Annotated in this window: 11 protein-coding genes and 1 riboswitch; of the genes, 4 read left to right on the top strand and 7 right to left on the bottom strand. The window is 68.5% G+C overall.

Features of this window, described 5'->3' with window-relative positions; genetic code table 11:
- Nucleotides 1–125 precede the first annotated feature (125 nt).
- Nucleotides 126–236, bottom strand: a riboswitch (TPP riboswitch).
- Between the two features lie 148 nt (nt 237–384).
- Complete coding sequence (locus Q0672_RS15530; protein WP_298623614.1) at nt 385–1,857, top strand: carbonic anhydrase; 1,473 nt, start codon at nt 385–387, stop codon at nt 1,855–1,857.
- 81 nt (nt 1,858–1,938) lie between these two features.
- On the opposite strand, the gene Q0672_RS15525 is transcribed toward Q0672_RS15530, so the two are convergent.
- The 4 genes from Q0672_RS15525 to Q0672_RS15510 all read right to left on the bottom strand — a co-directional run bounded on the left by Q0672_RS15525 (nt 1,939) and on the right by Q0672_RS15510 (nt 8,438).
- Nucleotides 1,939–4,785: a hybrid sensor histidine kinase/response regulator gene (locus Q0672_RS15525; protein ID WP_298623612.1), complete on the bottom strand. Its 2,847-nt coding sequence runs from the start codon at nt 4,783–4,785 to the stop codon at nt 1,939–1,941.
- Nucleotides 4,786–4,931: 146 nt separating this feature from the next.
- Nucleotides 4,932–5,933, bottom strand: coding sequence for an LLM class flavin-dependent oxidoreductase (locus Q0672_RS15520; RefSeq protein ID WP_298623610.1), 1,002 nt, complete (start codon nt 5,931–5,933; stop codon nt 4,932–4,934).
- Between the two features lie 67 nt (nt 5,934–6,000).
- Nucleotides 6,001–6,915: a transporter substrate-binding domain-containing protein gene (locus tag Q0672_RS15515; protein ID WP_298623608.1), complete on the bottom strand. Its 915-nt coding sequence runs from the start codon at nt 6,913–6,915 to the stop codon at nt 6,001–6,003.
- A 110-nt stretch (nt 6,916–7,025) separates the two neighbouring features.
- Nucleotides 7,026–8,438: a PLP-dependent aminotransferase family protein gene (locus Q0672_RS15510; RefSeq protein WP_298623606.1), complete on the bottom strand. Its 1,413-nt coding sequence runs from the start codon at nt 8,436–8,438 to the stop codon at nt 7,026–7,028.
- 151 nt (nt 8,439–8,589) lie between these two features.
- Between Q0672_RS15510 and Q0672_RS15505 the strand changes: the two genes are divergently transcribed.
- The gene (locus Q0672_RS15505; protein WP_298623604.1) at nt 8,590–9,039 is read left to right on the top strand and encodes a hypothetical protein; all 450 of its coding nucleotides are present in this window, start codon (nt 8,590–8,592) and stop codon (nt 9,037–9,039) included.
- A 13-nt stretch (nt 9,040–9,052) separates the two neighbouring features.
- Here Q0672_RS15505 and Q0672_RS15500 read toward each other — a convergent pair whose 3' ends face one another.
- The 3 genes from Q0672_RS15500 to Q0672_RS15490 all read right to left on the bottom strand — a co-directional run bounded on the left by Q0672_RS15500 (nt 9,053) and on the right by Q0672_RS15490 (nt 12,028).
- Complete coding sequence (locus tag Q0672_RS15500; protein ID WP_298623602.1) at nt 9,053–10,243, bottom strand: polysaccharide pyruvyl transferase family protein; 1,191 nt, start codon at nt 10,241–10,243, stop codon at nt 9,053–9,055.
- Nucleotides 10,244–10,266: 23 nt separating this feature from the next.
- A complete protein-coding gene (locus tag Q0672_RS15495; protein ID WP_298623600.1) occupies nt 10,267–10,989 on the bottom strand; it encodes a superoxide dismutase in 723 nt (240 codons plus the stop codon).
- Between the two features lie 73 nt (nt 10,990–11,062).
- Complete coding sequence (locus Q0672_RS15490) at nt 11,063–12,028, bottom strand: matrixin family metalloprotease (RefSeq protein ID WP_298623598.1); 966 nt, start codon at nt 12,026–12,028, stop codon at nt 11,063–11,065.
- Nucleotides 12,029–12,247: 219 nt separating this feature from the next.
- Between Q0672_RS15490 and Q0672_RS15485 the strand changes: the two genes are divergently transcribed.
- Both Q0672_RS15485 and Q0672_RS15480 read left to right on the top strand, forming a co-directional pair.
- Nucleotides 12,248–12,898 carry a TetR/AcrR family transcriptional regulator gene (locus Q0672_RS15485; RefSeq protein ID WP_298623595.1) on the top strand — a complete coding sequence of 217 codons (651 nt, stop codon included), beginning with the start codon at nt 12,248–12,250 and terminating at the stop codon, nt 12,896–12,898.
- Nucleotides 12,895–14,007: an efflux RND transporter periplasmic adaptor subunit gene (locus Q0672_RS15480; protein WP_298623593.1), complete on the top strand. Its 1,113-nt coding sequence runs from the start codon at nt 12,895–12,897 to the stop codon at nt 14,005–14,007. The genes Q0672_RS15485 and Q0672_RS15480 overlap by 4 nt, the downstream gene beginning before the upstream one ends.
- The last annotated feature ends 2 nt before the right edge of the window (nt 14,008–14,009 follow it).

Genomic DNA, 14,009 nt, shown 5'->3' with positions numbered 1-14,009 from the left:
CGTAGATCTTGCGGGAGTTGGGCAGCGGGGCAACGGCAGCCTCGTCCACGTGGGCGGACGCGGCGAGGAATTTATCGTGGGCGTTCATGAAGGCTCCTTGGGGAGGGCCGCCGGATGGGAAAGACGGGGCAGGAGCCACGTTTCCCTACGCCGGTACGACCCGGATCAGGTTCGGAGGGTAAGTCTCAGCCGGCAAGCGCCCACCAAAAAGCGCACCGGCACCCCTAACGTATTTGCCGAAAGTACTGGAAGCGACCGGTAAACGCAAGATTCCCCGAGGGTTTTGGCGGGCACGGTGAGGCTGCAGCCGCTAAAGCTTTGGCGCCTTCGGGCCGAAATAGGGGCATCCGGCCCCTGCGGCCCGCCAATTTCCGGAGAATAAAAATGCGCCACCGTCTGCGCCCCCTCGTTGCCCTGCTGGCGCTTGCCGGCATGTCTTCCGCGCTGGCTGCCGACTGGCAGACCGTTGCCTCCGACAAGAAGCGCACGATCGAACTCGACCGGGCGAGCATCCTCCAGTCTGACCCGGGAACCAAGGTGGCCTGGGGGCGGATCGTGCTGTCCGACGCCGAAGCCGGTGCCGCGGGCTATGCCGCGGTGAAGGCCCTCAACCGCTACGATTGCAGGAACCAGACTTTCGCCACCATCAAGCGCGTGTATCTGGATGCCGATTCGGCGGTGATCAAGGACGAGAAGGTCAAGGTCGAGAAGGACATGCCGGTGGCCGCCGGCAGCGTGGACGAAAAGCTGTGGCGCGATGTGTGCAAGCCCGCCGGTGGTGGCGACATCTCGGCGCTGGCGAAGAACGCTGCGAAGGCGGCCCAGACTGCCCAGGCCAAGCCGGAACTGCGGGCCGCGGATTACCGCCCGGCCAAGGGCGCCGAGAAGCCGGTGGTGGCTCAGGTCTCCGAGACCAAGGGCGAGCACGGCGCCGAGCCGGCCCTGCCCATCAAGAAGAATTTCATCGACAAGCCGGCGCCGCCCCCGAAGGCTGAGCCGGCTGCCGAGCGGCCGGTGGAGCGCCCGATGCGCGCCGAGGCGCCGCCTGAAGTGCAGCGGGTGCCGGCCTACGTGCCGCCGCCCCGGCCGAAGCCGCGGGTCGTCCGCTCGCCGGTGGTGTCGGTGGATGCCCATGCGGCCCACGGCCCGGCGGCTGCCGGCACGCCGCTGGCCCATCACGACATCCACTGGAGTTACGACGGCGAAGGCGGTCCGGCCAACTGGGGCGTGCTCAAGCCCGAATGGCAGCTGTGCGGCAGCGGCGAGCGCCAGTCGCCGATCGACATCCGCGAGGGCATCAAGGTCGAGCTGGAGCCGATCCGCTTTGACTACAAGCCGACCCAGTTCCGCATCGTTGATAACGGCCATACCGTGCAGGTGAACGTTGGCCCTGGCAGCAGCCTGCAGGTGATGGGGCGATACTACGATCTGGTGCAGTTCCACTTCCATCGCCCGTCCGAAGAGCGTATCAACGGCAAGGGCTTCGAGATGGTGGCGCACCTGGTGCACAAGGATCTGGATGGCCGGCTGGCGGTGGTGGCGGTGCTCCTGGAGCGCGGCCAGCAGCACCCGCTGGTGCAGACCCTGTGGAATAACCTGCCGCTGGAGAAGAATGTGGATTACTCGCCGGAGGGTGTGGCGATTGATCTGAACGAGCTGCTGCCGAAAGATCGCAACTACTACACCTACATGGGGTCGCTGACCACGCCGCCGTGCAGCGAGGGTGTACTGTGGATGGTGATGAAGCAGCCCCAGCAGCTGTCGTCGGAGCAGATTGCGATCTTTGCGCGGATGTATCCGATGAACGCGCGGCCGATCCAGTCGGTGCGTGGGCGGATGATCAAGGAATCCCGCTGAAGGGGCTGGAGGTCTGACGGGGCTGCGGCCCCGGCGCGGCACTGCGGAAAAGGGCGAACCGGCGGTTCGCCCTTTTTGCGTTCATTCGCCGGTGCGGGCTTCGAGCTCGACGATCATCTGGTCGACGCCGTCGGCCAGCTGGCTGGCGAGCGCGCGGCTGGCCGGGTCGGCTGCCCGGGCGGACATGTCGGTCTGGGCGGCCAGTTCGTAGATCGTCTGGGCCTTGAGGGAGCCAGCGGTGCCCTTCAGGCTGTGGGCGATGAAGGATAGTTCGGACAGGTCGCCCTCGCCGGCGGCCAGCGCCCGCAGCCGGACGACGCTGGTGCGGTAGTTGGCGAGGGCCCGGCTGGCGAGGCGGGTGACGAAGGCGGTCTTGCCCTTGAACTGGGTCTCGAGCCCTTGCCAGTCGATCAGGCTGTGGGTGGGCGCGGAGGTGGGCACGGTGCGTTCGGGTGTATCGGGGGACATGGCAGTGATCTCGGTGGTGGCCTGCTTGCGGCAGTGTCTCAGGATTTCGGTGACGAGTGTGTTCAGATCAAGGGGTTTCGGGATGTGGGCGAGCATTCCTGCCGCGAGGCACTGCTCCCGGGCCTCGGCGCCGGCGTGGGCGGTCAGCCCGAGCACTGGCAGCGTGGGGTCGAGGGCGTGCAGGCGGCCGGTCAGCGCGTAGCCGTCCATTCCGGGCATCTGGATGTCGGTGATGGCCAGATGATAGCGGGCGGTGCCTTCGGCTTCGAGCCAGCCGAGGGCTTCGGCACCGCTGGGGAAGCAGTCGATCCGGGCGCCTTCCTGGGTGAGCAGGTCGGTCAGGACCAGCCGGTTGATCTCGTTGTCGTCCACGGCGAGGACGGTGAGCCCGGTGAGGCGGGCTTCCGGCGGGGTGTAGGCGGTGCTCTGGACGGTGCCGACGTTGCGCAGACAGTCCACGAGGTGGCGGGCCCGCAGCGGGCGCTCGACGAGCGGCAGGCGCCCGGAGAGGCCGTCGGCGAGGCCGGACATGTCGATCTCGTCGATGCGGCCCGCGAGGGCCAGCGGGCGTCCTTCGTCGCGCAGTTCGCGCAGCCACTTGCGCCAGTCGAGGCTGTGGTCGGCGATGCCGGCGTCGATGACGATCAGGCTGTCGCCGGGCAGCGTGCCGGCCGGCGCGTCGAGGGTGATGGCCGGAATGCCACGGGCTTCGAGCTGGGCGACGAGATCGGCCGCCTCGTCGACGGGGAAGCCGGCCAGCACGATGTGCCCGGGCGGTGGGGGCGGTTCGGGTTCGGCGGCGACCAGCGGGACGCGCACGTCGAAACTGCTGCCGACGCCCGGTGCGCTGGTGACCACGATGTTGCCGCCCATGGCCTTGACCAGGTGGGATGAGATCGACAGGCCCAGGCCGGAGCCGCCGAAGCGGCGGGTGGTGGAACTGTCGGCCTGCTCGAAGGGCAGGAACAGGCGCTCGACCTGTTCGGGCGTCATGCCGATGCCGGTGTCGCTGATGCGGATGCACAGCAGGCCAGCCTCGACCCGTGCTTCGAGGCTGATCGAACCGGTGTCGGTGAACTTGATCGCGTTGCCCAGCATATTGACCAGCACCTGGGACAGGCGCAGGGGGTCGCTGCGGCAGCTGGCGGGCAGCCCGCTTTCGCGCACGAAGAACTTCAGGTGGCGGGCATAGGCACGTTCGGCGGTGAGGGTGAGCGCCGAGTCGATGACCTTGCCGGGCTCGATCGGGATGTGCTCGACCTTCAGCTTGCCGGCCTCGATCTTGGCGCAGTCGAGGATGTCGTTGATCACGCCCAGCAGGTGCTGGCCGGATTCGTTGATGCGGATGAACTGCTGTTCGGCGTTGCGCCCGGATGAGTTGCGGATGCCCATCTGGGCGAGGCCGAGGATCGCGTTGAGCGGGGTGCGGATCTCGTGGCTCATGTTGGCCAGGAACTCGCTGCGGGCCTGGGCGAGGCGTTCGGCTTCGGCGCGGGCAAGGACGTGGGCGCGCTCGACCCGCCGGCGCTCGAACATCTCCTGGAGCACGATGAAGATGACCACCAGCGGCACCAGCCCCATGCCGAGCAGCAGCAGCGTTGGCATGGAGTGGCTGTTCAATTCGCCATCGGTGATGAGTGCGGCGAGCGAAACCGGAGAGCCTTCGACGTGCTGTTTGAGCGTGGCGATGGGGCTGTCGTCGTCGCTGTCGGCGACCCTGATGGCCCCCGCCTTGCCGCGGTTGCCAAGACCGGCCAGGGCGAGCCGGATCTCTGGCTGGCGGAAGGCGTCGGGCGCATTGCTCGAAAGAGGGTCGCCGGACTGGGTGCTGACCAGCGCCTCGGGGCGCAGGGCGGTGCTGAAACTGACCCGGCTTTCGATCGGGGTGAACGGCCCGGTGGCGATGATGTGGCCGCGCATCCGCCCTTTGATGGTCACTGCCTGGGAAAGGCGCAGCCGTTTGCCGTCGTCGAGGAGCTCGACGTTGCCCGAGGCGGTCGTGGCGGTCGTGGCGTGGAGGTCGTCGTTGGCGCCATCGGGAAGCTCGCCGGCCTGGGCGACGATGGCGCCCTTGTCGTCGGTGAGGGTGAGCTGGTCGTAGATGGGGACGAAGCCCAGGCGCTTGCGTTCGATGAGGCGGTTGAACTTGTCCTCGATGGCCTGGATCTGGATGGCGAGGCCGTAGTCGGCGCTCATGCCCAGGTCGTAGCTGCCGAAGTAGCTGGCGACGACTTCCGACTCGGCCAGGTCGGTGAGGTCGTTGTGGCGTTCGGTGAAGTAGTAGGAGAGGGCGTCGGCCCGGCGTACGAGATCGAGCTGGGCTGCGTCGATGAGGTTCTGCCGGAGCTGGTCGCGGACGCTCAGGTTATGCACGAGCAGGCTCACCGCATAGCCGATGAAGATCAGGATGGCGATGAAGCTCTTCCGGTAACGCCTTAGCAGGGAGTCGTCGCTGGACATGGGGATGGGCCGATCGCTTCCGGGCCAGTCGCCGGCCCGGATGGGCTCGGCGTGCTGGATGACGCATGACTCCACCGATAACGGAGTCGGGTGATGAATCTTTACCGGAAGTTACCTGATTTACAGCGGGTTTGCGCAGCCCTCTGTCATTTTTCCATTGTGCCGGCGGCAATTTCGAGGGCGCGCAGGCGCAGATCCGGATCGAATACGTCGCAGACGATGATGAACTCGTCGGCGTCAGTGAGCTGGGCGAGGCGGGCGAAGCCCTCGCGGACCCGTTCCGGACCACCGACCACCCCGGCGGCGAGGAAGTCGCCGATGGCTGCGCGCTCTTCGGGGCGCAGCTTGTCCATGAAGTGCTCGACCGGGGGCTGCAGCCGGCGCCGGTTGCCGGTGAGGATGCCGAGGACCCGCTGATAGTTGCTGCTGGCCAGGAATTCGGCCTCTTCGTCGGTGGGGGCGGCCATCACCGGCACGCCGATCATCACGTAGGGCTTGTCGAGTACCGCCGACGGCTGGAACTTGCTGCGGTACAGGGCGATGGCCTGGAGCAGCTGGCGCGGGGCGAAGTGGGAGGCGAAGGCGTAGGGCAGGCCCCGCTCGGCAGCGAGGCGGGCCGAGAACAGGCTGGAGCCGAGGATCCAGATCGGCACGTTGGTGCCTGCGCCGGGCACGGCAATGACTCGCTGGCCGTGCTGGACAGGGCCCAGGAGCTGTTGCAGCTCGGCCACTTCGCGGGGGAAGTCGTCTTCGGTCTCGACCCGGTCACGGCGCAGGGCCCGCATGGTGACGCTGTCGGTGCCTGGCGCCCGGCCCAGGCCCAGGTCGATCCGGTCCGGGTAGAGCTCGGCGAGGGTGCCGAAGGCTTCGGCGACCACCAGCGGCGCGTGGTTGGGCAGCATGATGCCGCCGGAGCCGACGCGGATACGCGAGGTGCCGCCGGCGATGTGGCCTACCAGCACGGCGGTGGCCGAGCTGGCGATGCCGGGCATGTTGTGGTGTTCGGCCACCCAGTAGCGGGTGAAGCCGAGGGCCTCGGCGTGACGGGCGGTGGTGAGGGCGACCGCCAGGGCGTCGGCCACGCTGCGGCCTTCGCGGATTGCCACGAGGTCGAGCATGGACAGCTTGATGTCTTTCAGTGTCTTCATGCTCACCATTCTAGAAGGTATTGCGAATCGTTTCCGGGCCTTCCGGAGAATGGTGGTGTGGTGACGGCTACTTGCCGGCCTTGCCGCCGGGAATGTCGTTGAAGAATTCGGGCAGGTACCGGGGGGCGACGCGGAAGTATTTCTTCACCAGTTTCATGTAGGTGCCATCCTTCTTGATGCCGGCCAGGAAGCTGTTGAAGGCCTCGCGCAGTTCGGGAGAATCCTTGCGGAAGGCGGCGGCCATGCGCTGCTCTTCCGAGATCGGGCCGATCACCTTGATCTTTCCGGGCCACAGTTCGAGGGCGATCATCACGTCGGGCACGTCGAGCAGCGTCATGTCGCTTTCGTGCTTGAGCATGGCCGGCACGATGTCGTTGAGGTTGGTGCTGCCGGTGAAGCGCTTGAGCTTGAGGCCCTTGTTCTCGAGGTCGTAGAGGGTCGGGTCGAGGCAGGAGTTGTCCATCACGAAGGTGGTGCCGAGCCGGAGGGCGGTCTTGGTGGCGCGGATGTCCTGCTCCTTGTCGCCGCTGGGCTTGATGGGCTGGGCCGGGGTGTCCGGGCGGGCCAGCAGCCACACGGCGGAGGGGAAGGTCGGGTCGGAGAAGTCGATCACCTTCAGGCGCGGGGGCAGGATGGTCATGCCGTTGGCGATCATGTCGCCGCGGATCGGTCGGCGGCCGACTTCCTGGAGCGTGGGCTTGAAACGGATCTCCTTGCCGGTGAGGTCGCCGATGACGTTCTCCCAGGTGCTGGGCACGAATTCATAGCGTACGCCGAGGTGTCTGGCGAAGAGCTGGACGATCTCCACGTCGAGCCCGTCGCCGCTGCCGGTGACGAAGTTGGCGTAGGGCACGCCCAGGTGGCGCAGCACGCCCCGCTCGCGGACTTCCCGCAGGTCGTCGGCGAGGGCGCCACCGCAAAGGCACAGGAGGCTGGCGGCGAGGATCAGGCGCCGGAGGCGCGAGGTGGGCGTGTGCGACATGGATATTCCTCAAAACTGTCCGGATGCCGCTGGCAAGGTTTTGCGGCGTGTTCCGCATGTAGCGGAGAGGGGGGCGGAAACTTTAGGACATTTGTCATGAATCCCGTCGATCAGTGCCTGCCCGCGTCGATGGCGGCCGTGAGAAAGCGCTCCAGTCGGGCGTCGCCGCAGAAGCCCACGTTAAGCCGCAGGAAACCGGACGGCTGGTTCTGGGGGCGGAAGACGTTGCCCGGGGCGAGCAGGATGTTCTCGCGGGTGGCGCTGCGGGCCAGGTCGGCGGTGTCGGTGAGGCCGGGCACCCGGGCCCACACGAAGGGGCCGCCGCGGGGTTCGGGGTCGGGCTTGAGGCCGACGCGCTCGAGCATCCGCAGGGCCTGCCCGGTGGATTCGGCGAGGCGGCCCTTCAGGCGGTCGAGCAGCTTGCGGTAGTGGCCGTCGGTGAGGAGCTGATGGACGAGCTGCTCGGCGAGTTCGGCGGACGACATCATCGAGACGATCTTCACGTCGGTGAACAGATGCGCCAGATCCGGCCGGCAGGCCAGGAAGCCGACCCGCAGGTTGCCGGAGATCGTCTTGGAGAAGCTGGAGGTGTAGATCACCCGGCTCAGCTGGTCGAGCCCGGCGAGGCGGGTGGCGGCGTCGGGGGCGATGTCGCCGTAGATGTCGTCCTCGACGATCATGAAGTCGTGCTTTTCGGCCAGCTGGAGCACCCGGAAGGCGACCGCCGGCGAGAGGTTGCAGGCGGTGGGGTTGTGCAGCACCGAGTGGGTGAAGAACAGCCGCGGCTGGTGTTCGGCGAGGATGGCTTCGAGGGCGGCGGTGTCCGGGCCGTCCGGCGTGCGCGGGACGCCGATCAGCGCCACGCCGTACAGGCGCAGGTTGCCGAAGAGGTTCCAGTAGCCGGGGTCATCCACCAGCACGCAGTCGCCGGGCTTGAGGAAGTAGCGGCACACGATGTCGAGCGCCTGGTGCACGCCGTAGGTGAGCACGATCTGTTCCGGCGTGGCGCCGATGCCGATCTCCGCCAGGCGCACCTGCAGCTGGGCGCGCAGCGGCGCGTAGCCCTGGGCCGAGCCGTAGCTCACTGGGCGCACGTCGGCGCGCCGGGTGAGGCCGCGCAGGGCGCGCAGCACGCCGGCTTTGTCGAGCCACGCGGCGGGCAGGCTGCCGGAACCGGCCAGGATGCGCTCCGGGTCGCCGTTGGCCATCTCGCGCATCAGCCAGCTGGCGTCGATGGCCCGCTCGATGGCGTCGCCGCCGCCGATGGCGCGGGCCGGCTGGGCCCGGCTCGCCACGTAGAAGCCGGAGCCCCGGCGCGACTGCAGGTAGCCCACCGCCACCAGCCGGTCGTAGGCCTCGACGACGGTGAAGCGCGACACCCGGTGGTGCTCGGCGAACTGGCGGATCGGCGGCAGGCGTGCGCCGGGGCGCAGGATGCGGTCGTCGATGCGGGTGCGCACGGCGGTGACGATCTGATCCACCAGCGGGGTGGGGCTGTCGGCAGAGAGGGTGAGCTGCAGCATGGGAGGCTCCGGTGTATCGGTCGGATCGCCGGGCCAGTGGGCCGAACTCGACCGGTACGGGAAGGTGATTTGTCCGGATAGTGTATCTGGGGTGGGGTGAAAGTGTTCGGTATTGTCAGGTCGTCCAAGTTGATTTTCGAGGAGACCCGCCATGTTTCGCCTGCCCCTGCTTGTGCTGACCACCGTCATCGCCATCGTGGCCGCGCCGGCCCGGGCCGGCGGCGTGGAGGCATATTGCCCCGATCTGAAATGGGTGCTGCTGGCGCCGGCAGGCGGCAGCGCGGTGCAGGTGATCGACGTGAGCCGCGGCGTGACGCCGCTCTCCACCCTGCGCAGCCGCCCCCGTGGCCCGGTGCTGGCGGTGCATGTGCAGGTGGCGAGCCGGCGGGTGTGGGTGCTGGCGGCGAACGGGCTGGACGCCCACGACGGCTTCAGCGGCCGGGTGCTCGGGCACTGGCCGGCGCCGGAGGGCGTGCGGCTCGACCGGCTGGAGGCCGATGCCGCCGGCCGGCTGACGGCGTGGAGCGGCGCGCGGCCCTTCGAGGCGGTGCACGGCGCGGCGATGCTGGTGCCGGCGGGCGCGCGGGTGAGCTGGCGCTGAGGGGCTGGGTGCTTCAGGCGCCGAGGGCGGCGAAGCCCTGACGGTAGAGCGTGGCGAGCTCGTGGGCCATCTTGCGACGCTGGGCTGGATCGGTGGCGAGGGTCCGGGCGAGGCTGCCGGCCACGTCGGAGACGTGCACGGCGCCCGGGTGGCCGGTGGCTTCCCAGGTGGCGGCGAAGGCGGCCTGTTTGGTGGGGTGGCCGGCCTGGCGGGGGTGGAGCACGTTGATGCGCGGCAGGCCGAAGGCCATCGCCACGATGCGCCCATGCAGGCTGCTGCCGCAGTAGCCGCTGCTGTGGGCGATGAGGGCGCAGATGTCCCAGAGGTAGAGCGAGTTGAGGATGGTCAGCGGCCGGGTGCGGAGCAGGCCGGCGAGGCGCTGCAGGCAGTCCAGGTCGTCGTGCCACGGCGCGGCGCCGGCGCGGAACAGCACGATGCCGAGCCCGGCGGCGCCAGCAGCCCGGTCGAGCTGGGCGGCAAGCGCCGCGAGGGTGGCGTCGTCGCCGAAATCGGCCCGCAGCTGGACGGCCAGGTAGCCCTTGGGGAAGGCCGCACGGATGTCGGCGAGCTCGCCCTGGGCGGCGTGGGCGCCGATGGTGGGGCCGAAGAGTTCGGCCACCATCACCGCCGGATCGGGCATCAGCCGGGCCTGGATGCCGGCGGCGCGCAGGTGGGCCAGGGTGAGCCGGTCGCGCACGCCGACGGCGTTGGCCGCGCGGAGGGCGGTGATGACTTCATCGCGGAGTTCGGCTGGGCTGTCCGCCAGCTCGACGCCGCCCACCGCACAGTAAACGCGCCGCTGGGCGGCCGGAAAGAGGCCCGGCGAGACGCAGTACGGCGCGTGGGATGGCAGGCCGAGGATGCGCTCGGTCCAGGCGTCGCGGGCCGACGGGCTGGCGTCGAGGCGGCTGACGATGACCTGGGCGGCGGCCGGCGGCTGGAGCATCACCGCGGCTTCCCAGGCCTTGCAGGTGAGGAGCTCGCCGCCGGCGTGGATCAGCCGGATCGGCTTGTCGCCCCAGGTTTCGGCCAGCTGGGTGATGGCGTGGACGGGATGCCCGCCCCACTCCCGCATGTCCCGTTCGGCGAGCCCGGCAAAGATGAGCGGCCGCGCCGGCAGCAGGGCGGCAGCCACATGGGGAAACAGCAGGTCGCCGAAATTGTGCCGGTCAAAGGCGCCAAACAGGATGGTCGGGAACGTCATCGTGGATCGGGTTGGTGGGGCGGTCAGCCGAGGTTGCGCAGGGCAAACTCCCAGTTGATCAGCTTGTCGAGTACGGCATTGACGTAGTCGGCGCGCCGGTTCTGGTAGTCGAGGTAATAGGCGTGCTCCCACACGTCGATCGCCAGCAGCGGCTTGAGGCCGGCGGTGAGCGGTGTGTCGGCGTTGCCGGTCTTGATGATCTTCAGGCGGTCGCCATCGGCCACCAGCCACGCCCAGCCGCTGCCGAACTGGGTGGTGGCGGCGCTGGCGAATTCCTTCTTGAAGTTGGCGGTGCTGCCGAAGGCGGCCTCCAGGCGCTGGCGCAGCTCGGCCGGCGGTTCGCCGCCGCCGCGGGGGCGCAAGCTCTGCCAGTAGAAGCTGTGGTTCCAGGTCTGGGCCGCGTTGTTGAAGAGCGCGACCTGGTCGGCCTTGCCGGCGCTGGCGGCGATGAGCTGGGCAAGCGACTGGCCCTCTTGCGGCGTGCCGGCGATGAGCTTAGCGGTGTTGTCGGCGTAGGCCTTGTGGTGCTTGCCGTAGTGGTAGCCGAGGGTGTTGGCCGAGAGCACCGGGTCCAGGGCGTCGAGGGCGTAGGGGAGGTCGGGGAGGAAGTTCTGGTGCTGGCTAGCGGCCCGCGCGGCGAACGGCAGGCCTGTCGCTCCAAGGAGGAGGGCGCCGCCTGCGGCGAGGAGGAGGCTGCGCCGGTTGGTTTGCCGAGCGGACGGGGCGTGCTGGTCGGGGGATTTCATTGGAGTTCTCCTGGTTGTTGTCGCTGCAGGAGATGAGAGTATCTCAGGATGGGTTTTATTTATGTCAACAGATTCAATTTTTACACTGTGACATATTCACGTTTCGTGCGAGGTTTGTTGGTGCGCCGCGTATTCGGCGTCGGCCGGCGAGGCCGATCAGGCTGGCGATGGCGACGGGTAGGCCGGACGGTTCGGGGATGGGCTGGTAGATCGCCCGGATGCCGGCGATGTCGTCGGCGCCCAGCGCGCGCTGGGGGCCCTGGTAGGTATCGGCCATGATCGAGCCGGCCTGGTCGGAATGGCCGAGCCCGAGGGCGTGGCCGAACTCGTGCAGGGCGACGGTGAAGAGGTCGAAGCTGCCCGCGCCGGCTTTCGGGTCGTCCACCCAGTTGACGCCTTCGGGGCAGAAGGTGGCAGAGGCCGGGTCCTTGTCGAGGCGACAGCGGAAATGCACGTCACCAAACAGGGTGCTGCCGAAGGCCAGGGTGCCGGGCTGGAAGGCGAAGGCCAGGAAATCCATCTTCGGCTGGGACTGCGGCGGCAGCGCGCCGATGAAACGGTAGGCGCCGATGCGGATATCGCCGACGCCGCCCTGTACGGCGTCGCCCGCCCGGGCGCCCGAGTCGGCCACGGGTTGGAGGGTGAGGTTGATGGCGGCGCCGACATTCACGGCGTTGGCCCAGGTGAGCAGGGCGCTGGTCAGGATGGCTTCGACGCGCAGTTCGCGCTGGGCGGCGGTCTCCTTGTCGAGCGGTGCGAGCAGGCTGGCGAGGGGCAGGCTCGGGGTGAGACCGTGCTCCGGATCGGTGGCGAGGTCGGCCACGGTGAGGCCGCTGGCCATGAAGCTGTAGCTGGCGACGCCGGGGATGTGAGGTCCGGCGGGCGGGGCTGCGATGAATTGCTGGAGCTGGCCGGGGCCGGCGGGCGACCACTTGGTGGGCGTGGCGAAATAGGCGAAAGCCCGGGCCTCGTCGGCAAAGGCGAAGCTTGCCAGCAGGGCGACGAAAAAAGCGGGCAGCAGACGATGAGGCCGTGTCATCGCGAGTCTCCGGAATGTGCTCGATGCGCGGTGAAAGATGCGCCAGTCCGGCAGGATCGTAGGCGCCTTTCCCCACGCCGCGCGCCAACTTCAGACGATCCACATCATTTTACGATTGCACTGTGCCCAAGGCTTTTGCAGACGTTGGGTATTCCCGGCCTTTACAAGTCCGACGCACTCGCCTAAATTTACTGACTAACCAGTCAGTCAGTAAATTTCATGGATACCACCGACAGTCATCGCCGCCAGCGCCGCAAGGATGCCCGCCCTGCCGAACTGGCCGCCGCCGCCCTGGCGCTCTTCGTGGAGAAGGGCTTTGCCGCCACGCGCCTGGACGACGTGGCGAGTCGTGCCGGGGTCTCGAAGGGCACGCTCTACCTTTACTTCGACAGCAAGGAAGCCCTGTTCCGCGCGGTGATCGAGGAGTCCATCGTGCCGATGATCGGCGAGGTGGAGGCGATGGTGGCGCAGTTCGAGAACGACCCCGCGCACCTGCTCCGCGCCCTGCTGGTGTTCTGGTGGGAGCGGATCGGGTCCACGGCGCTGGCGGGCACCTGCAAGCTGATGCTGTGCGAGGCGGGCAACTTCCCTGAAGTGGCGGTGTTCCTCAACGAACGGGTCATCGGCCCGTGGCACATGCTGCTCAACCGGGTGATCGAGGCCGGCATGCAGAAGGGCGTGTTCCGGCCGGGCAACCCGGAGAGCGTGCGCCAGATGGTCTTCTCGCCGCTGCTGCTGCAGTCGGTCTGGCAGTGCTCGCTGCCGGTGTGTAGCGGCGCGCGGCCGATGCCTGACAACTATTTCGACACCTTTTTCGACGTGCTCTTCCGCGGCCTGCTGGTCGAGCCCACCGAGGAATCCCAACGATGAACCGACGCATCCTCCTCGGCGCCCTTTCCGTGGCGCTGCTTTCCGCTTGTTCCAAACCCCAGCCGGTGGCCGAAGGGCCGCGGCCGGTGATGGTCCAGAAGCTGGCCTTGTCGTCGGTGCAGGCCGGCGCGTTGTATTCGGGCGAGGTGCGGGCGCGCTACGAATCCGACCTGGCCTTCCGCATCACCGGCAAGATCATCGAGCGCAAGGTGGACGTCGGTGCGGTGGTCAAGCCCGGCCAGCTGCTGGCGCGCCTCGACCCGAGCGACGCCGGCCTCAACGCCGAGGCGGCCAGGGCCCAGCTGGCGGCGGCCCAGAACGAGCTCACCTACGCCAAGGCCGAAGTGGAACGCTACCGGGATCTGGTGGCCAAGAACTTCGTCTCCCGCAGCGTGCTCGACGCCAAGGAGACCAGCTTCAAGTCGGCTGCTGCCCGCGTCGAGCAGGCCCGCGCCCAGGCCACGGTGGCGGGCAATCAGGCCGGTTACACCAGCTTGGTGGCCGATCAGGCCGGGGTGATCACCGCGATCACCGCCGAGGTGGGGCAGGTGGTGAAGGATTCGGCGCCGGTGATGAAGCTCGCCCGGGATGGTGAGCGGGAAGTGCTGATCGCCGTGCCCGAGAGCCGCATCGCCGCGCTGCGCAAGGCGGGGAACATCGAAGTGCGCCTGCTGGCGGCGCCGGATGCGGTGTTCGTCGGCCGGGTGCGCGAGGTGGCGCCGGCGGCCGACGCGGCCACGCGGACTTACGCGGTGCGCGTCACCATCGTCAATGCGACGCCGGAAGTGCAGCTGGGCATGACCGCCAACGTGATCCTGCCCGACGCGGCGGCGGCCGACGGCGGCCTGCTGGTGCCGGCCACGGCGCTCTTCGAGCACGACGGCGGCAGCGCGGTGTGGGTGCTGCAGCCGGAAGGCGAGCTGGTCAAGGCGGTGCTGCGCAAGGTGCAGGTGCGCCAGTTCCGCGAGGACGGCGTGCTGCTGACCGGCGGCGTGCAGCCGGGCGAGACCATCGCCGCGGCGGGCGTTCACAAGATCGTTGCCGGCCAGCTGATGCAGCCGCGCGTGGCGAGCCGTCCGGCGGCCGCCACGGTTGGCGCGGGGGGCTGAGG

Origin of the sequence: uncultured Zoogloea sp., from assembly GCF_937894855.1 — a bacterium.
Lineage (GTDB): Bacteria > Pseudomonadota > Gammaproteobacteria > Burkholderiales > Rhodocyclaceae > Zoogloea > Zoogloea oryzae.
This window is presented reverse-complemented; position numbering and strand designations above follow the sequence as displayed.